This is a genomic window from Marinobacter sp. (assembly GCF_033722735.1).
Classification (GTDB): Bacteria; Pseudomonadota; Gammaproteobacteria; order Pseudomonadales; family Oleiphilaceae; genus Marinobacter.
Genome location: NZ_JAWVYN010000002.1, coordinates 1 through 25,967, shown reverse-complemented (window position 1 = coordinate 25,967; position 25,967 = coordinate 1). Strand labels below are relative to the sequence as shown.

The following is a 25,967-nucleotide window of genomic DNA, read 5'->3' as shown; positions in this document are numbered from 1 at the left end:
CCCATGGCTAACTTGGTCTTATTCAACAAACCGTTTCAGGTAATGTGCCAGTTCACCGACCGGCAGGGTCGGGCCACCCTGGCGGATTATCTCGATACCCCAGATGTATACCCTGCGGGTCGCCTCGACTATGACTCCGAGGGGCTGGTGTTGCTGACCGGGGACGGCCAGTTGCAACATCGTATCGCCTCCCCCACCAACAAGATGCCCAAAAGCTACTGGGTACAGGTCGAAGGCGATATCCACCAGGCAGCCCTCGACCAGCTGGCCGGGGGGGTTGAGCTCAAGGACGGCCTGACCCGGCCGGCACAGGCGCGGCGCCTGGCGACACCCGACGTTTGGCCCCGCACGCCGCCGATCCGACACCGGCCGAACCAGCCCACGTCCTGGATCGAGCTGACCCTGACCGAGGGCAGAAACCGCCAGGTTCGCCGGATGACCGCGGCGGTGGGCTTCCCCACCCTGCGCCTGATCCGGGTCCGGATCGGAAGCTGGCGCCTGGACGGACTGTCGCCGGGCGACAGCACCACCGTAAAAGTACACATGCCCGCCACCCGGTCCCCCAAACGGCCGCCACGGCAGGGGCCTCAACGGCAACGCCAGCCCCACCGACAATCACGCAGCACTTCCCGGAGAGCCCCGAAACCATGACCTGGACGCCCCACGCCACTGTCGCCGTCGTTGTGCAGGACCAGCAGCAACGCTTTCTGCTGGTTGAAGAGAACAGTAACGGTCGCATCGTGCTGAACCAGCCAGCCGGTCACGTCGAAGAAGACGAAGCCATCCTCGACGCCGCCGTAAGGGAAGCCCTGGAGGAAACCGGCTGGGAAGTGGAACTGCAGCACTTTCTTGGTCTCTACACTTACAAGGCACCGGCCAACGGCGTGACCTATTACCGGTTCTGCTTCTCGGCTCGCGCAGTCAGCAAGCGGACCGATCAACTCGATTCCGACATCATTGCGACCCACTGGTTCACCCTGGAGGAGCTCCGGGACCGGCAGGCCCAACTCCGTAGCCCGTTGGTGCTGCGGTGTATAGAGGATTACCGTAAGGGCCGCCGATTTCCCCTGGACGTTATCGTCGACACGCAGACGTAACCCGGCTTCAGTGATACACTTCGGCGTTTTACCAGTATCGGCACAGTCATGACCCAAGCACCCGAAAACACCCGAGTGATCGTCGGCATGTCCGGCGGTGTAGATTCCTCCGTGGCAGCCTGGCTCCTGAAATCCCAGGGCTATCAGGTGGAAGGCCTGTTCATGAAGAACTGGGACGAGGACGACGGTACCGAATACTGCACCGCCATGGCGGATCTGGCCGACGCCCAGGCGGTGGCGGACACCATTGGCATCCCCTTGCACACTGCCAGTTTTGCGGCAGAGTATTGGGACCGGGTGTTTGAGCACTTCCTGGCGGAGTATGGCGCCGGCCGCACGCCCAACCCGGACATTCTGTGCAACAAGGAAGTGAAGTTCCGCGCCTTCCTGGACTATGCCATCACCCTGGGCGCGGATTTCATCGCCACCGGCCATTACACCCGTCAACGCCCCCTGCCCGGGGATCCCGAACGGGCCCAGCTGCTGAAAGGGCTGGACCCCAACAAGGATCAGAGCTATTTCCTGCATGCGGTGTCCGGTGAACGCATCGCCCGCACGCTGTTCCCGGTGGGCGAACTGGAAAAACCCGAAGTACGGCGCATTGCGGAAAAACAGAACTTCATCACCCATGACAAGAAAGACTCCACCGGCATCTGCTTTATCGGCGAACGGAAGTTCCGCGATTTCCTGAAGCAGTACCTGCCCGCCCAGCCCGGTGCCATCGAAACCCCGGACGGGCAGGTTATCGGCCGTCACCAGGGGCTGATGTACCACACCATCGGTCAGCGTCAGGGGTTGGGCATCGGCGGCCTGAAGGATTTCAATGACGATCCGTGGTATGTGGCGGACAAGGACCTCGAGCGCAACGTGCTGATCGCGGTTCAGGGCAAGCACCACCCCCTGCTGTTCTCCCGGGGCCTGCTCAGCGGGCCCATCGACTGGGTAGCCGGAGCAGCACCGGCTGCCGAGTTCCGCTGCAAGGCCAAGACCCGGTACCGCCAACCCGACCAGGACTGCCGGGTCACGCTGAACCCATCCGGTCCCGGGGTACGCGTCGACTTCGACGAACCGCAACGGGCGGTGACCCCGGGCCAGTCGGTCGTTTTCTACGACGGCGAGGTCTGCCTGGGTGGCGGTGTCATCGAGCGCACCTGGCGAGACGGTGACGCCCCGCCCGACTTCGTTCCATCCGTGGTACCGGGAGCCGATTCATGAGCCGCTCACTGCAGGATCAGACCCTCGCCCTCGCCGGGGTCTGCCAGGCAACGGCGCTGGTACAGCAGATCGCCCATACCGGTCGCTGCGCCGATTCCAGTTTTGAAACCAGCATCCGCTCGCTGTTTGCCACCTCACCGGAGTCCACCCTCGCCGTCTACGGTGAGCTCAAAGACCTCCGCGAAGGCCTGGCGACCCTGGCCAGTGTGTTGAGCACGCAGAGCCGGCGCCAGGACATCGAGATTCTCCGCTACACGCTCAATCTGGTTCATCTGGAGTCCAAGCTCAACCGTAACCGCGACATGTTGAACATCATCGGAAGCCGCATCGACCAGGCCCGCCATACCGCGGACCACTTTGGCTATACCCACGGCAATCTGATCAGCAACCTAGCGTCGATCTATTCCGACACCATCAGCACCCTGCGCCCCCGCATCCAGGTGACCGGCGATCCCAACATTCTGAGAATGGAGGAGAACGCCGCACGGATCCGCGCCCTGCTCCTGGCCGGTATTCGCTCGGCCGTTCTCTGGCGCCAGACCGGCGGCCGTCGCTGGCAGCTTATCTTCACTCGCCGCAAGACCGTAACCGTCGCAAAAAGGCTTGCAGAGCAGGCAAATAGGTCGGTTTACGACTGAATACCGGTCACGGCTGGTGTATCATATAACCCTGTATTTTTCTTTGATGACTTGAGAGGTTTTCGATGGAACTCACCGCCCTGACCGCCATTTCACCGGTCGACGGACGCTATGGCAGCAAAGTCAGCGTCTTCCGCAACATCTTCAGTGAATACGGCTTGATCAGAAACCGGGTAACCGTTGAAATCCGCTGGTTGCAGCAGCTGTCCGAGCACCCGGCGATCACCGAGGTGCCGAATTTCTCCGACGCCGCCCACCAGGTGCTCGATTCCATCGTCAATGATTTCAGCCTGGCCGATGCGGAACGGGTCAAGGGCATTGAGCGCACCACCAACCATGACGTCAAGGCGGTCGAGTATTTCATCAAGGAAAAGATTGCCGACGTTCCGGAACTCAACGCCGTTACCGAATTCGTCCACTTCGCCTGCACCTCCGAGGACATCAACAACCTGTCCCACGGCCTGATGCTGCGCGAAGGCCTGCACGAAGGCCTGCTGCCGGCCATGGAGCGGGTGGTCGACCGGCTCAGTGAACTGGCCAAGGAGCATGCCAAGGCGCCCATGCTATCCCGGACCCACGGACAGACCGCCTCCCCGACCACCGTGGGCAAGGAACTGGCCAACGTGGTCTTCCGTCTCCAGCGCCAGCTCAAGCAGATCCAGGCGGTGGAACTGCTGGGCAAGATCAACGGCGCCGTGGGTAACTATAACGCCCACCTGTCCGCCTACCCCCACATCGATTGGGCGGCCAACGCCAAGGCCTTTGTCGAGAGCCTGGGCCTGGACTGGAACCCGTATACCACCCAGATCGAGCCACACGACTACATCGCCGAGTTGTTCGATGCCGTGGCCCGCTTCAATACCATCCTGATCGACCTGGACCGGGACATCTGGGGCTACATCTCTCTCGGCTACTTCAAGCAGAAAACCGTGGCCGGTGAAGTGGGCTCGTCCACCATGCCACACAAGGTCAACCCGATCGACTTTGAAAATTCCGAGGGCAACCTGGGCATTGCCAACGCCCTGCTGAACCACCTGTCTGCGAAACTGCCCATTTCCCGCTGGCAGCGGGACCTGACCGACTCCACGGTGCTGCGTAACCTGGGCGTCGGCTTTGCACACAGCCTGATTGCCTATGAGGCAACCCTGAAAGGGCTGGGCAAGCTGGAAGTCAACCCCGGCCGTCTTGCCGAGGACCTGGACAACGCCTGGGAAGTGCTCGCAGAACCCATCCAAACGGTGATGCGCCGCTACAACATCGAGAAGCCCTACGAGAAACTCAAGGACCTGACCCGCGGCAAGGCCATGACGCCGGAACTGATCCGTGAATTCGTCGAGAGCCTGGATATTCCGAAGGAAGCCAAGAGCGAATTGCTCGCCCTGACCCCCGGCACCTACATTGGCAACGCCACCGACCAGGCGGGGGCCATCTGATCCATGGACGTACTGGGCGGACTGACTGCGGAGGCCTTCCTGCGGGAGTACTGGCAGAAAAAGCCGCTGGTAATCCGTCAGGCGTTACCGGGCTACCAGTGCCCGGTAACGGCGGACGAACTGGCGGGCCTGGCCTGCGAGGACAGCGTCGAATCCCGCATCGTCATCGAGCGGGATGACGGCAAACCCTGGCAACTGCACAACGGTCCGTTCTCCCCCGAACGCTTCGAGTCCCTGCCGGCCACCCACTGGACGCTGCTGATTCAGGGGCTGGACCACTGGGCCCCGGAGATCTCGGACCTGCTGGAAGCGTTCCGCTTCATTCCCAACTGGCGGCTGGACGACATCATGGCCAGCTACGCCCCCCAGGGGGGCAGTGTCGGTCCCCACTTCGACCAGTACGACGTGTTCCTGTTGCAGGCCCAGGGCCAGCGGGAGTGGACCTTCGGCGGCCATTGCGATCACACCTCGCCCCGGGTGGAAGGCACCCCCCTGCGCATCCTCAGTAGCTGGGAGGGCGAGGAAACCGTGGTACTCGAACCCGGCGACATGCTGTACCTGCCACCAGGCATCGGTCACCATGGTGTCGCGCTGAACGACTGCATCACCCTATCCATCGGATTCCGGGCGCCGACCATGGATGACATCCTGACCGGCTACACCGACTTTCTTTGCAGCCAAACGGACGCCTCCGAGCATTACGCCGACCCCAACCTCGCCCCCCAGACCAATCCGGGCGCGATCGGTTCGGAGGTGATCTCCGAGCTGGAGAGGATGATCCGCGACAAGCTGTCCGACCGCCGCCAGTTGGCCCTGTGGTTTGGCCAGTACTCCACGGCCCCTAAGAGTCTCGACATCGTGGTTCCCGCCGATGACCCGCTGGCACCGGACCTCTTGCTCGAGCGTCTCAAACACGGCGAACCGCTCAGGTGGAACGAAGGCTCCCGCTTTGCGTTTCACGAACTGGATGACGAAACCGCGCTGTTCGTCGATGGTGAACGCTACCTGTTGCGTGGCGAGGCCCGTGACCTGGCCGCCATCCTGTGCCGGTCTTCCAGCGTCGACGCGGATCTGCTTGCTCCGCTGCTCGATGAACCCGCCCTGGCCGAACTGGTGGCCGCCCTCCACAATCAGGGCAGCCTGTATTTCGAATGAACATTCGCGTCCGCAAATACAGCTGGCAGCTGGCCCCCCAATCCCTGAAGGACATCCGGCAGAGGGTGTTCATCGAGGAACAGCAGGTCCCCCCCGAACTGGAGTGGGACGATACCGATGAGATCGCCGATCATTACCTGGCGGTGACGCCGGACAACACCCCGGTCGGGGTGGCCCGGATGTACCCGTCGGTCACCGATACCGCCCATATTGGCCGCATGGCGGTACTGCCCCGCTACCGGGGCCAGGGCGTGGGGGCCCACCTCATGAGGACCATGCTCCGTGAGGCCGAAGGCCAGTTCCAGGACCTGTACCTGTCCGCCCAGGAACACGCCATCCCCTTTTACCAGCGTTTCGGGTTCCATGTGTGTTCCCGGCCCTACGATGACGCCGGCATTCCCCACGTGGATATGCGCTGCCTGGCCCCCGGGCTGGTGTTCCCGGCCCTGGACGAGCGTCCAGCGCCCCTGGTAATGGGCGAGGACCCGGAGAGTTGGCTGGTGGACACCGAACAGGGCCTCATCGAGGTGATGGATTCGGTGGCGAACCAGGCCCGCCAACAGCTCTGGCTGTATGATCGGGAGCTGGAGCACGACCTCTACGACCGACTCCGCTTCCGTGACATCGTATCCGCCCTGGCACGCCGACACCGGCTCAGTGAGATTCGGCTGCTGGTTCACGACGACAAGCCGCTGGTCAAAAAACGCCACCAGATCATTGAGCTGATGAAACGGCTTCCCAGCAAGATCGAACTCAGGATCATCAGCGAGGATCACCCGTTCGATGACACGCCGTTTTTGGTGGTCGATCGCCGGGCGGTGGTCTATCGCCACGAATTCGGCAAGCCCGCCGGCTTCGCCCAGCTCAGTGCCAGTGGCCGGGCCAAGCTGCTGGCGGAAAGCTTCCAGCGGATGTGGAACACCGCCACACCCTCCAAGGAGTTTCGCCAACTCGGCATTTGACCCGGCTCAGCCTACGTCCGAACCCTGTGCCTGCCAGTCCACCTCGAAGCGACGCCCGAACGGCGCAAACTCGGCGTCCACCTCTTCGGCCACTTCCACAATCAGACGACGCAGCCACTGGTGGTCCGGGTTGTGTTGCAGCAACGGGCTCCAGGCCATCTTCAGTTCGAACGGCGGAATCTCGAACGGGGGCGCCTTAACCACCAGATTGGCGTTATCCTTCTGCAACCAGGCGGCACGACAGGGCAAGGTGGCAATCAGGTCATGCTGTTCCGCCAGCAACATGGCCACCTGGTAGTGCCGGGTGAATACCGAAATCTGCCGCTTGTGCCCAATCAGGGACAGCGCTTCGTCCACCCATCCCAGCCGCTGCACATCCTTTGGATTGACGCCCACCCCAACGCCAAAGCCGGTCTTACTGACCCAGATGTGATTGGCAGCCAGATAGCTCTCCAGCGTAAAGGACTGGCCCAGGATGGGGTTACGGGCGTTCATCAGGCAGGCAAAATACTCGGTCCACAGCGTCTTCTGATGGAAGGACTGGGGCAGCTTGTCAAACCGGTTGATGGCCATATCCAGACGCCCCTGTTCGACATCCAAAAAACTCACGTCGCTGGGAGTCAGGACGTCCAGCGTGACGTTGGGCGCTTCCTGACGAATGCGCCGCAACACCCTCGGCATCAGACAGGACTCGGCGTAATCGCTGGCCATGATGCGGAATACCCGCTGGCTTTCGCCCGCCGAGAACGGCGTCTTCTCCTGCACCGCCTGCTCAATGTCCGACAGGATGCTGCGCACCAGGGGTTGCAACTCGGTGGCACGCTCGGTGGCGGTCATACCCTCACTGGTTCTCACCAGGAGCGGGTCGCCAAAGAGGTCCCGGAGTCGCCGCAGGCCATTGCTCATGGCCGGCTGGGTGATCCCCAGGTGATTGGCCGCCTTGGTCACGTTGCGCTCCCTGAGCAGAACGTCGAGATAGACCAGCAAATTCAGATCGACCCGGGAAATATCCATTGCATACCTTTTGTGGGAAAACGGGGGAACACCAGGCTACCCCAACCAACATTCATGCCATTAATAGTTGCCAGCTTAACAATACATGACAATGATATAAAACAGAAAAAGGTGTACGCTACCAAAAAGATGCCAAACGGCTTTTCTGTTAATCTTTCGGCAGCTTGTGAGAAATTCTGTATGCTCTACATTCAGAACACACAACAATTTATTCCGAAGGTTTAGTTGGAGCGCGTTCAGACACCATGGATACCACCGCTATAATCGGGCTGCTGGCCGCAATCGTTGTCGTTTCCATTGCCGCCATCGTATTCACCCAACTCCGGGAACGCGCCAGACTGGAACGCGCCCGCAAGGCCAAGATCCTCGAAGACGGCTACAAGCGTGCGGCCACCCTGCTGGACGAACTACCCAACCAGTATTTCACCAGAGAGCTCAAGCTGATCCTGCTGCAACGCATGGAACATTGCTGTCAGGCGTTGCAGAAACTGGGCACCTCACTGCCGGTAGCGGACTGGCTCTCGGAGGCGCATTCACTCACCAAGAAGGTTCGGGCCGATGAAGATCAGCGCCCGTCCACTCGCATTGACTCGCCGGAAAAATCAAAACGGGTCAAGGAGTTGCTGGAAAACCTGTTCAAGCTCATCGAGACCATGCACAAGGCCGGCGAACTGGACAGCGCCACGGCCAAACGCAACCTGAAATACGTGCTGTTCCTGGTCCACAAAACCCACGCGGATCTGCACATCTTCCAGGCCCGGGAATTCATCCGCCAGGATGAAAAACGCAAGGCCATTCACGAGTATCATTTGGCCACCACCGAAATGGGCAAATCCAGGGACAACCCCCTGGCCGCCAAGGTGATCAAGAGCCTTCGCACCCGAATCAAGGAACTGGAAGGCCAGGTTAACGAGGGCCAACCCAAACAGGCCAGTGAAGAACAAAGCCGCCTGGACAAGGAATGGGACACCTTCCTGGAAGACGACAAATGGAAAAAGAAAGCCGACTATGACGAATGACCCGATGCCCACGTTCAGGACGAACCAACACGCCTAACAGGGAACCCACACGCAGTGACAGCTCGGCTCACCAAACGTCTCTCCTATCGCCTCACCCGCAACACCGTGCTCCTGGCCATGGCCCTGGGGCTGGTGCTCAACCTGTCACAGGTGACCCTGGATTTCTTCAACGCCCGCGAGGCCATGGACGAGGACATCCGTGCCCTCATCGAGATCAGCCGAAGCCCGGCGTCGCAGATTGCCTACAACATTGATGTCCGCCTGGCCGAGGAGCTTCTCGATGGCCTGCTGATGCATCCGGCCATTATCGATGCCCGGATCATTGACCCGGACGGCCACACCCTGGCCGCAGCCAGCGAAAGCAGCCCCGATTCCCGCTACCGCTGGCTGAGCGACCTGCTGTTCGGCTCCAGCCGTTTCTACGCCGACCCCCTCAGCGTTCCCCAACTGGCCGACATTCCCCTGGGTAAGCTGGCCATCACCATCGACACCTACCACTATGGCCTGAGTTTTCTCCAACGGGCCGGGTACACCGTGATCAGCGGCTTCATTAAGAGCCTCGCCCTGTCGATCATGCTGTTGTTTGTGTTCTATTTCATGCTGACCAAGCCCATGCTCAGGGTGGTGGATGCGCTAAGCAAAGTGGAGACCGACTCACCGGAGAAGATCCGTCTGCCGGTCCCAGTGAAACACCAGGACGATGAAATCGGCCTGATGATCAACATCATTAACGATCACCTGGACACCATCGATTCCAGCCTGGCGCAGCTGCGCGCGGCCGAAAGCGCCATGAAGAACTACTCCAACCAGCTTGAGACGGAGGTGGTGGATCGCACCCGCGAGATTTCGGAGAAGAACGAAGCGCTACAACGGGGCAACCGGGCGTTGATCAAGGCCAAGGAAGACGCGGTCCGCCGGGCCCGGTCACGGGCGGCCTTCCTGGCCAACATGAGCCACGAGATTCGCACGCCGCTGAATGGCGTACTGGGGATGCTGTCGCTGGCCCTGGAGGGTGACCTGGAAACCGCCCAACGGGATCGTCTGGAGATTGCCTACAATGCCGGCCAGAGCCTGCTGGGACTGCTGAATGACATTCTGGATATCTCCAAGGTAGAAGCCGGCAAACTCAACCTGGAAGTCATCCCTTTCAGCCTGCGCCGCCTGGTGGATGAATGCGCCACCCTGCATGCCCAACAGGCCCGGCGCAAGCACATAGACCTGGTTGCCGACATCGACCCCAAGCTGGCGGAGACGTTCCTGGGGGATCCCACACGAACTCGCCAGATCATCAACAACCTGCTCAGCAATGCCATCAAGTTCACCAATACCGGCGAAGTGCGGATTCAGGTAAAGCAGATCAATGGCAAGGTCCGGCTCGATGTCATCGACACCGGTATTGGCATGTCTTCGGAAGGGCTCAACCGTATCTTCGCGCCCTTCGCCCAGGCGGATTCGGACACCACCCGCCTGTATGGTGGTACGGGTCTGGGGCTGACCCTGTGCCGGCAACTGGTGGAAAGGATGCACGGCCAGATCCTGCTGGATTCCGAGCCAGGCCGCGGCACCCATTTCACCGTTCTCCTCTCCCTCCCCCCCCACAAACCGGACGTCGACACCGGGGACCTTGGAGCCATACCGGATTCGTTGAGACAGGCCGGCGTAACCCTGGTAACGCCACGGGAATACCCCCACCGCGCGCCGGTGGAAAAGCAACTGCAAACCTGGGGCATTCCGGTTCATGACGCCAAAAGCAGCCGGACAACGATCCTGATAACCGCTCCGGAAGACGAACAGTGCCTTGCCCTTGCCCGGCACTGGGAGGGGGAAAGGGTCATCTGGCTCGACCGCAGTGGCACCTACCAGGCTGAACCCAACCAGACCGTGGTCGCCATGCCACTGCAACGGGAGGCCTTACACCGGGCCCTGTGCCAACCGGAGCCCGCAAGGCAGGAAGGCGGCGAACCGGCGCTCGACCTCGACCAGACCCCGCCACTGACGCTGCTGCTGGTGGAGGACAATCAGGTCAACCAGATGGTTGCCGGCACCATGCTGAAAAAAATGGGGCACACCGTGGACGTGGCGGAAAATGGCGAAGAGGCACTGGCGGCCCTTGCTGAACGACCGTACGACATCGTGCTGATGGATTGCCAAATGCCCGTCATGGACGGCTACACCGCCACCCGCAGGATTCGGGAGAACCCGCGGTGGCGTGAGCTACCGATCATCGCGGTCACCGCCAACGTCATGCAGGGTGACCGGGACGACTGCTTTACCGCAGGCATGAACGACTACGTCACCAAACCCTATAACCGTCAGGAACTGCTGTCAGTTATTCAACGCTGGAGCCGGCGGCATCATCGAGCGCAATCAGCAGACTCCTGAGCTCCTCCCGCAATGCCAACAGCCGATCCGGCTCCAGGTTGGTGCCACAGACCAACTGGCCGGGTATGGCCAGGGCGCGCTGACGCATCTCCCGCCCCCGAGCGGTTAGCGTAATGGTAACGACCCGCTCGTCCGCTGGGTCACGACGCCGGTCCAACAAGCCGTTGCTCTGTAGCCGTTTAAGCAACGGCGTCAGCGTTCCGGTATCCAGTCGCAGGCGTCGACCAATCTCAGAGACCCGGACACTCTCTACCGCCCCATCGGCCTCCCACAGCACCAGCATTACCAGGTACTGGGGATAGGTCAGGCCCAGTTCGCTCAGGATCGGTCGATACCGGGCAGTGACTGCCCGGTTGGCGGCGTAGATCGCAAAGCAGAGCTGATTGTCCAGCGCCAGCCGCTGGTCGGATTCCGGGTTCATCGCAATTACAGCAGCTTTTCGATGTCGTTCCGAATGGCATCCGGCTTGGCGGTCGGTGGGTAACGCTTGACCACCTGCCCGTCCCGGTTGAGCAGGAACTTGGTGAAGTTCCACTTGATCTTTTCGGACCCCAGCAGCCCCTTGGCCTGGGACTTGAGGAACTGGTACAGCGGATGGGTGCCTGGCCCGTTGACTTCAATCTTGGCGAACATCGGAAAATCCACCCCGTAGTTCAGACTGCAAAACTGGCTGATGGCATCGTTGTCGGCCGGATCCTGGTTCATGAACTGGTTGCATGGGAAACCCAGCACTTCCAGGCCTCGCCCCTTGAGATCCCCGTACAGTTCCTGCAGACCTTCAAACTGGGGCGTAAACCCGCATTTACTGGCGGTGTTGACAATCAGTAGGACTTTGCCCCTGAACTCGGCCATGGAGTGGCTGTTGCCGTTGATATCCCGGACCTCAATGTCATACAGCGATTGCGCGGTCATACTGGCTTCCTTTTGCATTGGCATCAATTGGATTGCGCCCCATCTTATGTTGCGCGCAATATAATTTCGCACCATACGTCAGCCCGAAGCAGGTTTCAACCCGCTTCGGGCACTGTACTGGTTAAATACCTGGGATCTGTACCATTTCCTCCACAATTGATCACTTTTCCCCTGTTGCCGCCGTCGCCGGCTCCGATAGAATAGACCCTTTAGATTCACCAATGGGAAGCCGAGGTTTATGCAGAACTACCTGAAGTCCGCCAAGCTGGATAACGTATGCTACGAGATTCGCGGAGTGGTTTTGCGTGAAGCCCGTCGGCTCGAAGAGGAAGGTCATCGAGTACTCAAGCTGAACATCGGCAATCCGGCCGCCTTCGAACTCGATGTGCCGGAAGAGATCCAGCAGGACGTCATCTACAACATGCACCTGGCCCAGGGCTATGTGGAATCCAAGGGGCTGTTTTCCGCCCGCAAGGCCGTCATGCACTATTGCCAGCAGCGCGGCATCGACAAGGTGGACATCGACGATATCTTTCTCGGCAATGGGGTGAGCGAGCTGATCGTCATGTCGATGCAGGCGCTGCTCAATACCGGTGACGAGGTGCTGATTCCCGCACCGGATTACCCGCTGTGGACCGCCGCGGTCACCTTGTCCAGCGGCAAGCCGGTGCACTATCGCTGCGACGAAGAACAGGACTGGTTCCCGGACCTGGACGACATCCGCAAGAAGATCACCAGCCGCACTCGGGCGATTGTCCTGATCAACCCCAACAATCCGACCGGCGCCGTTTACTCCAGGGACCTGCTGGAACAGGTCATCGAACTGGCCCGTCAGCACAACCTCATCGTGTTGTCGGACGAGATCTACGACAAGATCCTCTTCGACGGTACCCAGCACGTCTCCACCGCCTCGCTCGCCGACGACGTGCTGTTCCTGACCTACAACGGCCTGTCCAAGAATTACCGTGCGGCCGGTTACCGCTCCGGCTGGATGATTATCAGCGGAGCCAAGCACCGGGCCACGGACCTGATCGAAGGCATTGAAATGCTCTCGAACATGCGACTGTGCGCCAACGTGCCGGCACAGCTGGCCATCCAGACCGCCCTGGGCGGCTACCAGTCCATCAACGACCTGGTGGCACCGGGAGGCCGACTGTACGAACAGCGTGAGACCGCCTGGTCGATGCTTAACGACATCCCCGGGGTCAGCTGCGTAAAACCAAAGGGGGCGCTGTACCTGTTCCCCAAGCTGGACCCCAAGCGCTTCCCCATTGTCAACGACGAGAAGCTGGTGCTCGACCTGCTGCTGCAGGAGCGCATCCTGCTGGTTCAGGGCTCCGCGTTCAATATCGACGACCGCCAGCACCTGCGGGTGGTCTTCCTGCCCCGTGAGGATGCCCTGGGAGACGCCATGAAGCGCCTGGCACACTTCCTCTCAACGTACCAGCAGTAATGGGTGCCGGCGTGGCCGATATTCACATCGAAGAGTTCTACAAAGACACCGCCATTGCCCTGGTCCAGCTGTATAACGCGTTCCCGAGGCGGGTGAACCTGTTTGTGGAAGACATCGCGGGGCCGGACCAGCCCGACGAGTTCGGCCTTCACAGCCGGCGGCATATGGCCTGCTTTGGCGGTCTGCTGTGGCTCGCCGAGGAAGGCCTGCTGCGGTATGTCGACACCATTCGCCAGGAAGCCCTGGATCAGGCGGTACTGACCCAGTCGGCCTTTATCCGGCTAAGCGCGCCGGCCAGCCCGGAACTGGTCAGGGAAATCGCACCACAGGCGCTGACCGAAGCCGAAAAGGCGCCGCCGTCGGTTCGGTCGGACTACTCCACCCACATCTACCTGATTCGCCAGGCGCTTCGCGGCGGACATTCCGCCAAGGTCAGCCAGGTGATGCGAGCCACGTTTTTCAGCGACGGCCCGACCGACCGCTGACCCTCGCCCCTCTGACCGGACAGGAAGGGGAAGGGATCGGGCGCCATTCAGCGGCGCCTAAATTCTTGGTTAGTCTCTTGAAGCCGTTATCCTTCGTCCCGATATAATGGGTGGACGGTTGATTCGTCGATCCGATTCGTTTCAAGAAGGGACATTCCATGCGAATACTGTTGTTTCTCGCCACCAACCTCGCGGTCATCCTGGTCGCCAGCGTTACCCTGAGATTACTGGGCGTAGACAGCTACCTGGCGGCCAACGGCATCCAGTTCGGCCCCCTGCTCGCCTTTGCGGCGGTGTTCGGCTTCGCGGGCGCCATCATCTCACTGTTGATGTCCAAGCCCATAGCCAAGTGGAGCACGCGCGCCCGCGTCATCGATGCGCCCCGCTCCCCCGCAGAGCGCTGGCTGGTGGAGACCGTGGCCGAGTTGGCCAGGAATGCCGGCATTGGCATGCCGGAAGTGGCCATCTTCCCCGCGCAACAGTCCAACGCCTTTGCCACCGGCTGGAATCGCAATGCCGCCCTGGTCGCCGTAAGCGAAGGACTCCTAGGCCGATTCAACAAAGATGAAATACGGGCGGTGCTGGGGCACGAGATTGGTCACGTGGCCAACGGGGACATGGTCACCCTGGCCCTGATTCAGGGCGTGGTGAACACCTTCGTCATCTTCGCGTCACGGGTCATTGGTTCAGTGGTGGACCGTGTTGTCTTCCGCAATGAGGGAGGCCATGGCATCGGCTTTTTTGTGGTGAGCCTGGTCGCCGAAATCGTCCTGGGCATTCTCGCCAGCACGATCGTGTTCTGGTTCTCGCGCCGTCGGGAGTACCGTGCCGATATTGCCGGCGCCCAGCTCGCCGGTCGTGGCGCCATGATCGCCGCCCTGTCCCGCCTCAAACAGGAAAGCGAGGTCCCCGACCAGATGCCGGATACCCTGCAGGCCTTCGGCATCAACCGCGGTGCACGCGGGGGGCTCAGCGCCCTGTTCATGACTCACCCGCCCCTGGAGAGCCGAATAGAGGCGTTGCAGCAGGCCCGCATCTAACCGCAAGCCCCCATCCGTTAGCGGGCGATCGCCGCCCGCTGACCTCCCCCAGGCAGCCCCACGCCCTCCTTTTGTACAATAGATAACCAGTTTTGTGGCCGGCATACTCGTTCCACAGAGTGCAGCGCCCATCACAGGGGAAGCGTCATCATTCGGACATAATCAACCGGTAGTGTCGAATCGTCCCAATGCACTGGACAGCCACTTAGAGAGATAAACCAATGAGAGAGGGAAACGCCGTGGTACAACCCAAGCAAAGCCCGGAACCCTGGATGAACGGTGCCGCCATTGTCCTGTCGGACGGCCGCGAAATCCCGATTACGGAGACCATGGTGCGTCAGTCGCTGGAGCGCCTGCTCAAGTCCCAGCCGGAACTACCCATCGAGCGCCGGAAAACCGCCTGACACCGCGGTAGGCACAGGCTCAGATTTTCAGTTTGAAGCCCAGGGACTTGAAGGTGTCCTGGGAGGAGCGACTGGATCCTTTGAGTTGGATTTTCACGCTGGAGAATTCCCGCCGTACCGGATAATCCCGGCGCAGACGGTCAAAGGCCTCCCTTCGTTCAGCCGCGCTCAAGCGCATACTGCGCCGCAGGGCGGCATCATCCCCGCGTGGATCGTAACAGCATCTCATAGCCGTCACCACCGCTCCAAGCTCATCCGCCGAACTGGTAAACGCGAGCTTGCTCAGGGCCGGTTCGGGCAGAAACTGTCCAGCCTTCTTCCGTGTCGGCAGCCCCAGGTAACGGCACACCGCCTGGTACACCATCTCGGTGCCCTGCACCTTGCCCTCGAGGCTGTAGCCGGCGATATGAGGAGTCGCCAACCAGGTCTGATCGACCAACTCCGGATTGATGCCAGGCTCGTCCTGCCAGACGTCCAGCACCACGGTGGGAGCGTCAGCAGCCGCCAACCGGCGCAGCAGGGCGGCTTCGTCTATGACGCCACCGCGACTGGTGTTGATCAGCAGTTGGTCGGCGCGAAGACGCGCCAGCCGCGACTCATCGATCAACTGATGGGTGGGGTAATCGCCACTGGTGGTCAGCGGCGTATGCAGGGTGACCACATCGCAGGCGAGAGCCTCCTCCAGCTCAACGAATTCGCCCTCCTCTTCGGTCGCCCGTGGAGGATCGCAGAGTTTGACAGAGAACCCCAGGCGCCCTAACTTTCGCGCCAGCTCACCGCCCACATTGCCCACCCCGACAATGCCCACGGACAGGCTGCTCCAGTCCTCCAGGCCCCGCCGTTCGGCATACAGCGACAGCACGCTAAGCACATACTCCACAACGCTGTTGGCGTTACAGCCCGGGGCTGCGCAGAAGGCGATCCCGCGGGCAGCCAGCCATTCCTTGTCCACATGATCGGTACCGATGGTCGCCGTGCCAACAAACTTGACCCGACTGCCCTCCAGCAGCGCCCGGTTTACTGGAGTCACCGAACGCACCAGCAGGATGTCCGCTTGGCGAACATCCTCGGGAGTCATCGCTCGGCCCGATACGCGCTGAATGCACCCTACGTCTTCGAAGAACGAATCCAGCAACGGTATGTTTTCGTCGGCTACGATCAGCATGGCAGTTCCCGGTGTATCCTCAGCCCCGGTTAGGACGGGGCCTGCGACCACCAGAGGGGCGCCGCCCCCCCCGCCGCCACCGCGTCGACGAGGAATAGGCGGCTTTGAGAGCGGCGTCATCAGGTCTTCGTCCGGCACGGTCGCGTTGAGTTTCTGACTGATGTACTTCTCAATGGCCGGCAGCGAGAAGGAATCATCCTCCCCAGCGAGGCTAACTGAAATACCATGTTGACCGGCACGTCCCGTACGGCCGATACGGTGGACGTAATCTTCGGCGTTCTCCGGGAGGTTGTAATTGAACACGTGGGTGACACCTTCCACGTGAATGCCCCGCCCGGCGACATCCGTGGCCACCAACACCTGGATAGCGCCGCGCTTGAACTGGTCCAACGTCTTCAGGCGTTTGTTCTGTGCAATCTCGCCAGACATCATGGCCACCTTGACGCCCTGATTCCTGAGATTCTGCTCCAGGTCGCGGCACTGGTCGCGACGGTTGGCAAACACAATGGCCTTGTCCACTCCGGACCGTTTCAGGTAGTTTGTCAGTACGGTCAGCTTCTCATCCTCACTGACCAGATAGACCGATTGCTTCACCCGTTCCGCGGTTTTCTGCTCAGGCTCAATCTCGACGAACTCGGCATTGCGGGTCCACATGGAGGCGAGGTTCAACACGTCCTGGTTGAAGGTGGCACTGAACAACAGGGTCTGGCGGTCTTCCTTGCCTGTGCACTTGCGGATGATGCGCTTGACGTCCGGGATGAACCCCATGTCCAGCATGCGATCCGCTTCGTCAAGGATCAGCAGGTCAATCTGGTCCAGGAATACGTCCTGGGAGCCCAGAAAATCGATCAGTCGACCCGGCGTTGCCACCAGGATATCGACGATTTCATTCTGCAGCTGGTCCCGCTGTTTGTCGTAGTTCATCCCGCCTACCACGGTGACCACATTGTGCCCGGTGTAGCCGCAGAGTTGCTCGGCGTCCTTGGCAATCTGCAGGGCCAGCTCCCGGGTCGGCGCCAGCGCCAGCACTCGCGGCTCGGAGGCGAAGCGATCCTTCTCCGGCACCGGCGTTTCGAGCAGACTCTGGATGGCGGTGATCAAAAAGGCCGCGGTCTTGCCGGTGCCAGTCTGGGCCTGGCCGATCAGGTCTTCACAGGCCAGCGTGAATGGCAGGGTTTCGGCCTGGATCGGCGTGCAATGGGTGAAGCCGATCTCGGTGATGGCAGCCAATAGGCGCGAATCCAGGTTCAGGTCCTTGAAGCGCACATCGGAACTGGTCGACGGAGCCGAAGTCTCTTGCTCTTGCTCTGCCTCAGCGGCAGCCGGCGATGTCGCCTGGGGGGTCGATGTTGTCATAAGCAGTCAGATTACCTTGCAGTCATTGGTTCACGGTTGCCGTGTCTGGATCTTCAGCCTGCCACGCTGCTGCAAACCGGTCTGCCGTGCCATAAAACGTCTTGAGTGTTTGAATGAACTGTTCGGCCCGAGCCGGCAGTCCCTGTTCCAGATACCGGTTGGCCTGGGCCCAGACCTCGCGCCGAAAACCTGCCTCATCAGCGGCTCCGCCACCGGACAGGTTATCAATACTGACGTGGAATCGAAAACCTGCCGCTATCGAGAACAGCCATTCCAGCGCCTGGGGCTTCACTTCCACCTTTTCAAAGGCTTGTTGCTGTTCCTCGGTGCGGCCATCCGGACAATACCAGTAGCCGTAATCCGACAGTGTGCGCCGGTGCTCACCGGCAATACACCAATGGCTGATTTCATGCAGCGCACTGGCATAATACCCGTGAGCAAAGATCACCTGTGCTGGTTCTTGGTCGCCAAGGCCCGGTATATACTCGGGTTCTTCACCGCCGCGGACCAGTATCGTCCGGTACTTTTCCCGGAACAGGTCGTTGAACAGCATGATAAGATCGTTTGGATGGTGTGTCATGGATCGGCTATTGTGCGACTTTAGTGCCCGCAATACCAGAGGGAACTTTCCACGAGCTCCTGTGTCCACCGGTTTCTCAGAATCCGGACACCGGTATCGATCCACCGCGCCCTTACCAGTTTTCTACAAGATTACGGAATCTATGACCTCAGCAACCCGGACCCTTATCGCCTGTTGTTTCTCGCTCGTCGTGGCAGTGGCATTGACGATCGCCCCGATCTCCGGGCACGCCGCCTCAACTTCAAGCCTGTTTGGCGGAGGAGCCGGAGGGTTTCTGCCGGTGGACGAGGCACTGCCCTTTTCCTTCACCACCGAGGGGAACAACCTGGTTCTGACCTGGAACGTGGCGCCGGACCATTACCTGTACAAGGACCGCATCACCGTCCAACCGGTCAGTGATCAGGTTCAACTGGGCACCCCCAACTATAGCCTGCCCGGGGCGGTGACCGAGGACGAGTATTTTGGTGAGGTGACGGTGTTCCGTGCACCAGTCTCGGTCACCTTACCGGTTACCCTGCCCGACGATGCCAGCGAGGCAGTCTTCCAGGTCACCTACCAGGGCTGCGCCGAAGCGGGCCTGTGCTACCCGCCCCAGACTCGGGAAGCGCTGTTCTATCGCACCGGGAATACCGCCACCGGTAGCGATAGACCTGCGTTGTCAGGGCCTTCCCATGACACCGACACCGCCGCCGGCCTGGCCGGCTTCCTGGCCAGCAGATCCACCCTGACCATTGCCGCGGTCTTCTTGGCGCTGGGTCTTGGCCTGACCTTCACACCCTGCGTGCTGCCGATGGTTCCGATCATCTCCGCCCTGGTGTCCAGCCGCAACACCCAGACCCACACCCACGCCTTGCTACTGTCCTCCAGCTATGTGCTGGGCATGGCCCTGACCTACGCCCTGGCCGGAGTGCTCACCGGCCTGCTGGGTGCGAGTTTCAACCTGCAGGCGCACCTGCAGTCACCCTGGGTCCTGGGAGTATTCGCGACGCTGTTTGTCGTCTTTGCCCTTTCCATGTTCAACCTCTACGACCTGCAGCTGCCCCGCTCCATTCGCGATCGCCTCAACCAGGCCAGCCACAGGCTCACCGGTCGCCGGGTGATGAGCGTGTTCGCCATTGGCGCCATTTCGTCGTTGATTGTCTCGCCCTGTGTATCAGCGCCACTGGCAGGCAGCCTGCTGTACATCAGCACCACCCAGGACGCGGCGATCGGTGGCATCGCGCTGTTCACACTGGGTCTGGGCATGGGGCTACCCCTGATCCTGGTGGCCGTGGGGGGGCGTCGGTTCCTGCCAGCCTCCGGCCAGTGGATGAATGTGGTCAAGTCATTCTACGGCATCATGTTGCTGGCCGTGGCCATCTGGCTTGTCGAACGATTGGTGGCGGACTGGGTGGCCTTGACACTGTGGGGCATACTGGCCGCCATTACCGGGGTTCAACTGGGCGCCTTCGATGCCGCCAGGGCCGGGTGGCAACGCACCTGGAAAGGCCTCGGACTGGTGCTCTTTGCCTACGGGCTGGCCCTGCTGGCCGGCGCCATGGCCGGCGCCAACGATCCGCTGAAACCGCTGTCGCCCTTCACAGTGCGGGCAACCAGCCCTTTGCAGGACGATGCTTCACGGCAGGCATTCGTGCGACTGAGTTCACCGGATCGCCTGCGCCAGGCCATGCAGCAGGCTGCCGGAGAGGGTCGCCCCGTTATTCTGGACTTCTACGCCGACTGGTGCATTTCCTGCAAGATCATGGAGCGGGAGGTGTTTACGGACCCACAGGTACGCCAGGCCATGACCCCCTACACTCTGCTGCAGATCGACCTCACCGAAAACACCCCGGCCCAGCAGGAGCTGTTGAATGAGTTGGGGCTGTTTGGCCCGCCAGCCATCCTGTTTTTTCAGCCGAACGGCGAGGAAGCCAGGAACCTGAGGGTTCTGGGGGAAATGTCCCGGAGCCAGTTCCTCAATCACCTAACCGGAGCCACCGGCCTGCAACAGAGCTGAAGCCCGGCCAGGTGATCAGTCACCCCGCCGAATGAAATAGAGATACTCCGGCCCGTCCGTCTGCTGGGCCACCAGCTCATGATTCAGGAACTGGCAGAAACGGGGAATGTCCCGGGTGGTCGACGGGTCGGTTGCAATCACCTTCAGGATGCCACCCGGCGACACCTCGGTTATCCGGCCGTGCAACAGCATGACCGGCTCCGGGCAGAACAGGCCCCGCGCATCCAGCTCCGCCTCATATTCAGGGTTCTCCAAACTCGCTTCCTCCTGATACAGGGAAAATTCCCAATACCGTGCTAAATTTTTGTTTATAGTCACTAAAAAGTCGGGCCCGCCGAAGCAGCCGCTCCGGTGACACTCGCTGCCGACGATCAACGACGAGGTATTTCATGATTCGAGTATTGATTGAACGCCATATCGCCGAGACCCTGGAAGACGCCTACGAAACCCGGTCACGCAAGATCCTCCAACAGGCCATGAGCGCACCCGGATTCATTTCCGGCGAAACACTGGTGGATACGTCCGACCCCAACCACCGTCTGACCCTGGCCAATTGGCGCTCGGTGGCACACTGGGACCGCTGGTACCACTCGGAGACCCGCAAGGATCTGATGACGGAAATCGTTCCGATGATGGACCAGGACGAGAAAATTACCATTCTGGAGCAGAGTGGTCACTAGTCCAGCCGCTCGATGAAACAGGTGATTTCTTCCCGGTCGTGGTATAGCTGTCGGGCCCGAAGCCGGTAACCGACCTCGGCCCGGCCCAGGACATCGCCAATGACCTGGCGGCACAGCAACCATTCATCGTAACGCTGTTTCATCGGCAGCTTCAGGTTGAATACCGTGTACCGACAGAGCCTGTCGGCTACCCACTCGGCCGCGAGCCGGGCTGTTTTCCGTGGCTTGTCGACGATATCGCAGACCATCCAGTCCACCGCCCTTTTGGGCCGCCACTGGTAGCCATCCGCCTGAACATGCTGCACCAGCCCACTTTTCATCAGCTCGTCGTTCATCGGTCCATTATCAACGGCCGCCACCGTCATGCCCTGACGCACTAGCTGCCAGGTCCATCCCCCGGGGGCTGCGCCCAGATCAACCGCCTTCTTGCCGCCGCCCAGGTAAGCCAGCTCCTCATCGGCCGGCAGAAAAACCTTCCAGGCCTCCTCCAGCTTGAGCGCCGACCGGCTCGGAGCGGCCGCTGGCAGCCTCAGTCGGGGTATACCGCCGAGGTACCGTGCCCGGTTATCCGCCCGGCTGACGCCAATGGACAGCGAGCCGAAGTCATGCAGCACCATTTCCAGCCGATAAGCCGATTCGGATTCCGCTGCGTCCATTAGCAAGCCCGCTCCCCTCAACCCCCTGGCAAGGGGCGCCACCCATTTGCGGGCGAAGTTGCCCAAGTCGCTGTCGGTATTGGACTCGGGCAACCGCACCTCCACCCGGGCACAGGGTGGCAACGGCTGCTCCTGTGCGCGGAGAAACTCAATGACCGCCCCGACTCGATCCGACGGTGGCAGTGACATCGAGCCCAGTGAAATGCACCAGTCCCTGATGAACACCAGCTGGTCCAGGTGAACCCATTCCATCAGTTGGACCGGGGTTTCAGGGCCAGGCAGATGAAACGTCACCAGACCGGCGCAGGGCCCCGCCTGAAAATATCCGAACACCCCGGCGACGGCTGCGATGTCCGTCACTTCACGGCCCGCCTCCACTTCAAAGCCGGGCCGACAGAACAGCAATACTTCCGCCATGACCACCCTATGCCGTAATTTGAAACTGTTTAACATCTATACCATTCGCAATCGGCTACACTTCTGCCCTTTATTGCACAGGTACCGAGTTTATGGACCGCATTTTGCCACTGTCGGCGTTGCTCATGGCCCTACTCCTGTGGCCGGCCAGCCTGGTCGCCCAGCCTATAGGTGAGCAATCCCAGTGCCCGTCCATTGCCGCCACCGATCCGGAGCAGCGAGCCGGCCTGCTCAGCTACCTTTGTTACCTGGCCATTCCGCAAGGGGATCCCGACTGGCAGGCTGACAGGCCCGAACAACTGTCCGCCGCACACGCCTGGCAGTCCGCAAATGGCCAGGAATTGGCCTTCACCCAGACGGACGCCACCTACTGGATCCGGCTCAATGTGCATAACCCCTCAAACCAGGCTGGCTTCTGGTATTTGAAGCTCAACTATGCCCCGCTGGACTTCGTTACCCTGATGATCGACGGTGAGCGGGATTCCACTCGCATCGACACCGGCGACCAGCGCCCCTTTCAATCTCGCGGCATAGACTACCGGTATTACCTGCTGCCCGTCATCCTGGAACAGGGCGAATCCAAGAGCATCACCATCAAACTGCGAAGCAGCGGCGCCCTCAACGTCCCCCTTTCCTTGATTACCACCGATGAACTAGTTGCTTACAGCAACAACTTAACCTTGACTCACGGGTTGTTCTACGGGGCGATCGCAATATTCTCGGTCTTCAACCTGCTGCTGTTTGCCACCTCCGGTACCACCTATTACTTCTACAACGCGTTCTATATGGTGTCGATGGGGCTGTTCCTGTTTACCATGGGCGGCTTCGCCTACCAGCACCTGTGGCCCAACCTGCCGATCATGGCCAATACCGCCATTCCGTTACTGATCGCCCTGTGCGCCCTGTCCATGAATCTGTTTGGTCGCTCGTTCCTGGAGGTTGAGCGCAACGCCACTCCCACCTCCCGACTGCTGACCACGCAAAGTGCCATCAGCATCCTCCTGCTGGCCCTGGTATTCGAGCTGGAATATACGGTGGCCATCAAGATCAACACGCTGTTCGCCCTGGTGGTCATCGGCAATCTGTTCCTGATTGGAGCGTCTCGCTGGCGCCGCGGCTACGCCCACGCCAAGTGGTATGTCCTGTCCTGGTCGCTGATGGTGTTGGGTACCAGTTCCTACGCCCTCGCGGCCTTCGGCTTCCTGCCCGATTTCCTGTCCCGCGAGATGACCATGCAGGCCGCCATTGGCGGGCAGATTGTGCTTCTCAACTACGCCATGGTTCAACGCTGGCGTCTGTTGAACCAGAAGCTCCTGGCCATTGAACACGATGCCAAGGTACACCTGGAACACCAGGTACAGGAACGAACCGCCCAACTGCGCTCCGCCATGGTGGATCTGGAACGGGCCAACCGGCGGCTGGAAGAGCTGACGACACAGGATGGGCTGACCGGTCTGAACAATCGCCGTTACCTCGACACCATGTTCAGCCAGCTCACCGCTGATTCCCGGCGCAGCGGCAAGCCGCTGTCTCTGGTGCTGCTGGATGCGGACCATTTCAAGCGAATCAACGACCGGTACGGCCACGGATTTGGCGACAACTGCCTGGCGACCATTGCGGACGTTTTGGCCAAGAACATTCACCGCCCACAGGACGTTGTTGCCCGGTTTGGCGGTGAGGAGTTTGCTCTGCTGCTCCCGGACACCGATCTTCACGGCGCCCGTCGGGTGTGCGAAAAGATCCTGACAGACATGGAAAACACAGAGCTGGTCTGCGACAACGGCCAGGCGGTCAACCTCACCCTCAGTGCCGGGATCGCCGCCCTGGCCCCTGGCGAATCGGAACGGGAGCTGTTCGAGCGCGCCGACAAGGCGCTTTACCGCGCCAAGGAGCGGGGCAGAAACAGGATCGAGACCGCCGCCACCGATGCACGCAGGGCCCTTGACGAGTGCTGACTACAGGGATTTGTGAATGAAGGCCGCCGCAACTTCGGCAGCCTCGTCAATGAGATCACCCTGACTTAACCCCGAAGCCTTCAGTGGCAGAAAGTCGTGGTTGCCCCCCTGCAGCCAGTGCAGGGCAAAAGGTACCGCGTCGCCCAACCGGTCGGCGAGCTCATCCGGTTTACCAAAGGGATCACGGGTACCCTGTACCACACACACCGGACACCAGAGTCTGGCAAAGTGCTCGACCCGCCATTTATCGACTTTGCCGGGCGGGTGGAAGGGATAACCGAAACACAGAGCCCCGCTGAAGGCGCCGCGATCCTCGTCCTCAGCGGCCAGCAAGCTCGCCATCCGTCCACCCATGGATTTTCCCCCGATAAAGAGGGGAGCATCGGGCCCAAGCTCGTCCCGCAACCGGGCGATAGCGTCACGAAAACTGGCCAACAGTTTCTCGGCCCGATCCGGCGGCCGTTTGCGGCCATCCTCTCGACGCCGCTTCATATAGGGAAACTCCAGCCGAACCACAGTTATGCCCCGACTGGCGATCGCGTTCGCCAACTGTTCCATAAACGGCGAATCCGCTGGCGCACCTGCGCCGTGAGCAAGTAACAGGACGGCGCCGCAATCCGTACCTTGCGCTTTGGTCGTATATCCCACCGTAGAATTCACCTGACCTCCAATTGTGACTATTATATGGGCACCCAAGAGGACCCTGAGGATCCATCCCGCCGGCACAATGACGTCCGAGCAGCGATGATCCTCACCCGGGCGCCGTCAGCATACCATGGCCAAGTGTCGGTTCTTGTTGGTGATTAATGGCCATGTTGCTGATTTGAGTGACTTTGACAGCCAAGGGACGACTTGATCTGAGTCATTGCAAAGCCGTCACGGTTTCTCCATACTTGCGCCCGCACATTTCCCCACTCTAAATCCATTGGTAAGGCTATGAGCACAGTAAATCCAAACCTGACATACAACTACAAGGTGGTGAGACAGTTCGCCATCATGACAGTGGTATGGGGTATTATCGGGATGAGCCTGGGTGTGCTGATTGCAGCGCAACTCGTCTGGCCCGCGGTCAACCTGGACCTACCCTTTACTCACTTCGGCCGGCTGCGGCCGCTGCACACCAACGCCGTGATATTCGGTTTTGGTGGTTCTGCCTTGTTTGCAACTTCCTACTATGTGGTGCAGCGTACCTGTCAGGCGCGCCTGTTTTCTGATGGCTTGGCCCAGTTCACCTTCTGGGGCTGGCAAGCCGTGCTCGTGGCCGCCGTGCTCACCCTGCCACAGGGACTCACGTCCACCAAGGAATACGCCGAGCTGGAATGGCCCATCGACATCCTGATCACGCTGGTCTGGGTAGCCTACGCCATTGTCTTCTTCGGCACCGTCGTCAAGCGTAAGGCGGCACACATTTACGTGGCCAACTGGTTTTACGGCGCCTTCATTCTGACCGTGGCCGTTCTCCACATCGGTAACAACCTGGCACTGCCCGTCAGCGCCTTCAAGTCCTACTCCATCTACTCAGGTGTGACCGACGCCATGATCCAGTGGTGGTGGGGCCACAACGCGGTTGGCTTCTTCCTCACCGCCGGCTTCCTGGGCATGATGTACTACTTCGTTCCCAAGCAGGCGGACCGTCCGGTTTACTCCTACCGCCTGTCCATCGTCCACTTCTGGGCCCTGATCGCCACCTACGTCTGGGCCGGCGGCCACCACCTTCACTACAGCGCCCTGCCCGACTGGGCACAGACCGCGGGCATGGTTATGTCCCTGATTCTGCTGGCTCCGAGCTGGGGCGGCATGATCAACGGCATGATGACCCTGTCCGGCGCCTGGCACAAACTGCGTACCGACCCGATCCTGCGGTTCCTGGTGGTGTCCCTGTCCTTTTACGGCATGTCCACCTTCGAAGGGCCGATGATGGCTATCAAGACCGTCAACGCTCTGTCCCACAAC

Annotated in this window: 25 protein-coding genes and 1 pseudogene; 17 read left to right on the top strand and 9 right to left on the bottom strand. The window is 60.6% G+C overall.

What is annotated here, in order from left to right:
* The first annotated feature begins 3 nt into the window (after positions 1–3).
* From R3175_RS01945 to R3175_RS01915, 7 genes are all read left to right on the top strand, one after another.
* The gene (locus R3175_RS01945; RefSeq protein WP_318941973.1) at positions 4–651 is read left to right on the top strand and encodes a pseudouridine synthase; all 648 of its coding nucleotides are present in this window, start codon (positions 4–6) and stop codon (positions 649–651) included.
* On the top strand, positions 648–1,097 hold the full coding sequence (locus tag R3175_RS01940) for an NUDIX hydrolase (RefSeq protein WP_318941971.1): 450 nt from the start codon (positions 648–650) through the stop codon (positions 1,095–1,097). Before R3175_RS01945 ends, R3175_RS01940 begins: the two co-directional genes overlap by 4 nt.
* Before the next feature lie 48 nt (positions 1,098–1,145).
* Positions 1,146–2,312, top strand: coding sequence for a tRNA 2-thiouridine(34) synthase MnmA (mnmA, locus tag R3175_RS01935; RefSeq protein ID WP_318941969.1), 1,167 nt, complete (start codon positions 1,146–1,148; stop codon positions 2,310–2,312).
* Positions 2,309–2,950, top strand: a complete 642-nt coding sequence (hflD, locus tag R3175_RS01930) for a high frequency lysogenization protein HflD (RefSeq protein WP_318941968.1) — start codon at positions 2,309–2,311, stop codon at positions 2,948–2,950. The genes mnmA and hflD overlap by 4 nt, the downstream gene beginning before the upstream one ends.
* 65 nt (positions 2,951–3,015) lie before the next feature.
* A complete protein-coding gene (purB, locus tag R3175_RS01925; protein WP_318941967.1) occupies positions 3,016–4,383 on the top strand; it encodes an adenylosuccinate lyase in 1,368 nt (455 codons plus the stop codon).
* A gap of 3 nt (positions 4,384–4,386) precedes the next feature.
* Positions 4,387–5,538, top strand: a complete 1,152-nt coding sequence (locus tag R3175_RS01920) for a cupin domain-containing protein (RefSeq protein WP_318941965.1) — start codon at positions 4,387–4,389, stop codon at positions 5,536–5,538.
* A complete protein-coding gene (locus R3175_RS01915) occupies positions 5,535–6,500 on the top strand; it encodes a GNAT family N-acetyltransferase (RefSeq protein WP_318941964.1) in 966 nt (321 codons plus the stop codon). The genes R3175_RS01920 and R3175_RS01915 overlap by 4 nt, the downstream gene beginning before the upstream one ends.
* 6 nt (positions 6,501–6,506) lie before the next feature.
* Here R3175_RS01915 and R3175_RS01910 read toward each other — a convergent pair whose 3' ends face one another.
* Positions 6,507–7,514, bottom strand: a complete 1,008-nt coding sequence (locus tag R3175_RS01910; RefSeq protein WP_318941963.1) for a LysR family transcriptional regulator — start codon at positions 7,512–7,514, stop codon at positions 6,507–6,509.
* Positions 7,515–7,759: 245 nt separating this feature from the next.
* Between R3175_RS01910 and R3175_RS01905 the strand changes: the two genes are divergently transcribed.
* On the top strand, positions 7,760–8,533 hold the full coding sequence (locus tag R3175_RS01905) for a hypothetical protein (RefSeq protein WP_318941962.1): 774 nt from the start codon (positions 7,760–7,762) through the stop codon (positions 8,531–8,533).
* Positions 8,534–8,650: 117 nt separating this feature from the next.
* Entirely contained in the window at positions 8,651–10,915 is a 2,265-nt protein-coding gene (locus tag R3175_RS01900) for an ATP-binding protein (RefSeq protein WP_413231715.1), read from the top strand.
* Here the strand turns inward: R3175_RS01900 and R3175_RS01895 are convergent.
* Entirely contained in the window at positions 10,863–11,336 is a 474-nt protein-coding gene (locus R3175_RS01895; protein WP_318941960.1) for a MarR family transcriptional regulator, read from the bottom strand. The two genes, R3175_RS01900 and R3175_RS01895, sit on opposite strands and share 53 nt — an antisense overlap.
* A 5-nt stretch (positions 11,337–11,341) precedes the next feature.
* On the bottom strand, positions 11,342–11,827 hold the full coding sequence (locus R3175_RS01890; RefSeq protein ID WP_318941958.1) for a glutathione peroxidase: 486 nt from the start codon (positions 11,825–11,827) through the stop codon (positions 11,342–11,344).
* Positions 11,828–12,065: 238 nt separating this feature from the next.
* On the opposite strand from R3175_RS01890, the gene R3175_RS01885 reads away from it, so the two are divergent.
* From R3175_RS01885 to R3175_RS01870, 4 genes are all read left to right on the top strand, one after another.
* Positions 12,066–13,280: a pyridoxal phosphate-dependent aminotransferase gene (locus R3175_RS01885; RefSeq protein ID WP_318941956.1), complete on the top strand. Its 1,215-nt coding sequence runs from the start codon at positions 12,066–12,068 to the stop codon at positions 13,278–13,280.
* An 11-nt stretch (positions 13,281–13,291) separates the two neighbouring features.
* Positions 13,292–13,765, top strand: a complete 474-nt coding sequence (locus R3175_RS01880) for a hypothetical protein (RefSeq protein WP_318941954.1) — start codon at positions 13,292–13,294, stop codon at positions 13,763–13,765.
* 158 nt (positions 13,766–13,923) lie between these two features.
* Positions 13,924–14,805: a protease HtpX gene (gene htpX, locus R3175_RS01875; RefSeq protein WP_318941953.1), complete on the top strand. Its 882-nt coding sequence runs from the start codon at positions 13,924–13,926 to the stop codon at positions 14,803–14,805.
* 221 nt (positions 14,806–15,026) lie between these two features.
* Positions 15,027–15,209, top strand: a complete 183-nt coding sequence (locus tag R3175_RS01870) for a PA1571 family protein (protein WP_413231708.1) — start codon at positions 15,027–15,029, stop codon at positions 15,207–15,209.
* A 19-nt stretch (positions 15,210–15,228) separates the two neighbouring features.
* Here R3175_RS01870 and pdxB read toward each other — a convergent pair whose 3' ends face one another.
* From pdxB to R3175_RS01855, 3 genes and pseudogenes are all read right to left on the bottom strand, one after another.
* On the bottom strand, positions 15,229–16,374 hold the full coding sequence (gene pdxB, locus R3175_RS01865; RefSeq protein ID WP_318941951.1) for a 4-phosphoerythronate dehydrogenase PdxB: 1,146 nt from the start codon (positions 16,372–16,374) through the stop codon (positions 15,229–15,231).
* Positions 16,375–16,665: 291 nt separating this feature from the next.
* Positions 16,666–17,730 (bottom strand): annotated as a pseudogene (locus R3175_RS01860) (DEAD/DEAH box helicase); the annotation flags it as partial.
* Positions 17,731–17,752: 22 nt separating this feature from the next.
* A complete protein-coding gene (locus tag R3175_RS01855; RefSeq protein WP_318941949.1) occupies positions 17,753–18,283 on the bottom strand; it encodes an elongation factor P hydroxylase in 531 nt (176 codons plus the stop codon).
* A 169-nt stretch (positions 18,284–18,452) separates the two neighbouring features.
* Between R3175_RS01855 and dsbD the strand changes: the two genes are divergently transcribed.
* A complete protein-coding gene (gene dsbD, locus R3175_RS01850; RefSeq protein WP_318941948.1) occupies positions 18,453–20,306 on the top strand; it encodes a protein-disulfide reductase DsbD in 1,854 nt (617 codons plus the stop codon).
* 15 nt (positions 20,307–20,321) lie between these two features.
* Here the strand turns inward: dsbD and tusA are convergent, their stop codons facing one another.
* Entirely contained in the window at positions 20,322–20,561 is a 240-nt protein-coding gene (gene tusA, locus R3175_RS01845; protein WP_318941945.1) for a sulfurtransferase TusA, read from the bottom strand.
* Between the two features lie 134 nt (positions 20,562–20,695).
* Here tusA and R3175_RS01840 point away from each other — a divergent pair, with 134 nt between their 5' ends.
* On the top strand, positions 20,696–20,986 hold the full coding sequence (locus R3175_RS01840) for an antibiotic biosynthesis monooxygenase family protein (protein WP_318941943.1): 291 nt from the start codon (positions 20,696–20,698) through the stop codon (positions 20,984–20,986).
* Here the strand turns inward: R3175_RS01840 and rlmM are convergent.
* On the bottom strand, positions 20,983–22,059 hold the full coding sequence (rlmM, locus tag R3175_RS01835; protein ID WP_318941942.1) for a 23S rRNA (cytidine(2498)-2'-O)-methyltransferase RlmM: 1,077 nt from the start codon (positions 22,057–22,059) through the stop codon (positions 20,983–20,985). The genes R3175_RS01840 and rlmM overlap by 4 nt on opposite strands.
* Positions 22,060–22,184: 125 nt before the next feature.
* Between rlmM and R3175_RS01830 the strand changes: the two genes are divergently transcribed.
* Complete coding sequence (locus tag R3175_RS01830; RefSeq protein ID WP_318941941.1) at positions 22,185–24,014, top strand: diguanylate cyclase; 1,830 nt, start codon at positions 22,185–22,187, stop codon at positions 24,012–24,014.
* Here R3175_RS01830 and R3175_RS01825 read toward each other — a convergent pair whose 3' ends face one another.
* Positions 24,015–24,662 carry an alpha/beta family hydrolase gene (locus tag R3175_RS01825; protein WP_318941940.1) on the bottom strand — a complete coding sequence of 216 codons (648 nt, stop codon included), beginning with the start codon at positions 24,660–24,662 and terminating at the stop codon, positions 24,015–24,017.
* A 288-nt stretch (positions 24,663–24,950) separates the two neighbouring features.
* Between R3175_RS01825 and R3175_RS01820 the strand changes: the two genes are divergently transcribed.
* The coding region (locus R3175_RS01820; protein ID WP_318941937.1) for a cbb3-type cytochrome c oxidase subunit I at positions 24,951–25,967 on the top strand (1,017 nt) is incomplete at its 3' end.

What these genes read in the sequence shown, in the direction of transcription:
- R3175_RS01945 (WP_318941973.1), top strand. Translation starts at nt 4, where the DNA reads ATGGCTAACTTGGTCTTATTCAACAAACCGTTTCAGGTAATGTGCCAG.
- R3175_RS01940 (WP_318941971.1), top strand. Translation starts at nt 648, where the DNA reads ATGACCTGGACGCCCCACGCCACTGTCGCCGTCGTTGTGCAGGACCAG.
- mnmA (WP_318941969.1), top strand. Translation starts at nt 1,146, where the DNA reads ATGACCCAAGCACCCGAAAACACCCGAGTGATCGTCGGCATGTCCGGC.
- hflD (WP_318941968.1), top strand. Translation starts at nt 2,309, where the DNA reads ATGAGCCGCTCACTGCAGGATCAGACCCTCGCCCTCGCCGGGGTCTGC.
- purB (WP_318941967.1), top strand. Translation starts at nt 3,016, where the DNA reads ATGGAACTCACCGCCCTGACCGCCATTTCACCGGTCGACGGACGCTAT.
- R3175_RS01920 (WP_318941965.1), top strand. Translation starts at nt 4,387, where the DNA reads ATGGACGTACTGGGCGGACTGACTGCGGAGGCCTTCCTGCGGGAGTAC.
- R3175_RS01915 (WP_318941964.1), top strand. Translation starts at nt 5,535, where the DNA reads ATGAACATTCGCGTCCGCAAATACAGCTGGCAGCTGGCCCCCCAATCC.
- R3175_RS01910 (WP_318941963.1), bottom strand. Translation starts at nt 7,514, where the DNA reads ATGGATATTTCCCGGGTCGATCTGAATTTGCTGGTCTATCTCGACGTT.
- R3175_RS01905 (WP_318941962.1), top strand. Translation starts at nt 7,760, where the DNA reads ATGGATACCACCGCTATAATCGGGCTGCTGGCCGCAATCGTTGTCGTT.
- R3175_RS01900 (WP_413231715.1), top strand. Translation starts at nt 8,651, where the DNA reads ATGGCCCTGGGGCTGGTGCTCAACCTGTCACAGGTGACCCTGGATTTC.
- R3175_RS01895 (WP_318941960.1), bottom strand. Translation starts at nt 11,336, where the DNA reads ATGAACCCGGAATCCGACCAGCGGCTGGCGCTGGACAATCAGCTCTGC.
- R3175_RS01890 (WP_318941958.1), bottom strand. Translation starts at nt 11,827, where the DNA reads ATGACCGCGCAATCGCTGTATGACATTGAGGTCCGGGATATCAACGGC.
- R3175_RS01885 (WP_318941956.1), top strand. Translation starts at nt 12,066, where the DNA reads ATGCAGAACTACCTGAAGTCCGCCAAGCTGGATAACGTATGCTACGAG.
- htpX (WP_318941953.1), top strand. Translation starts at nt 13,924, where the DNA reads ATGCGAATACTGTTGTTTCTCGCCACCAACCTCGCGGTCATCCTGGTC.
- R3175_RS01870 (WP_413231708.1), top strand. Translation starts at nt 15,027, where the DNA reads ATGAGAGAGGGAAACGCCGTGGTACAACCCAAGCAAAGCCCGGAACCC.
- pdxB (WP_318941951.1), bottom strand. Translation starts at nt 16,374, where the DNA reads ATGCTGATCGTAGCCGACGAAAACATACCGTTGCTGGATTCGTTCTTC.
- R3175_RS01855 (WP_318941949.1), bottom strand. Translation starts at nt 18,283, where the DNA reads ATGCTGTTCAACGACCTGTTCCGGGAAAAGTACCGGACGATACTGGTC.
- dsbD (WP_318941948.1), top strand. Translation starts at nt 18,453, where the DNA reads ATGACCTCAGCAACCCGGACCCTTATCGCCTGTTGTTTCTCGCTCGTC.
- R3175_RS01840 (WP_318941943.1), top strand. Translation starts at nt 20,696, where the DNA reads ATGATTCGAGTATTGATTGAACGCCATATCGCCGAGACCCTGGAAGAC.
- rlmM (WP_318941942.1), bottom strand. Translation starts at nt 22,059, where the DNA reads ATGGCGGAAGTATTGCTGTTCTGTCGGCCCGGCTTTGAAGTGGAGGCG.
- R3175_RS01830 (WP_318941941.1), top strand. Translation starts at nt 22,185, where the DNA reads ATGGCCCTACTCCTGTGGCCGGCCAGCCTGGTCGCCCAGCCTATAGGT.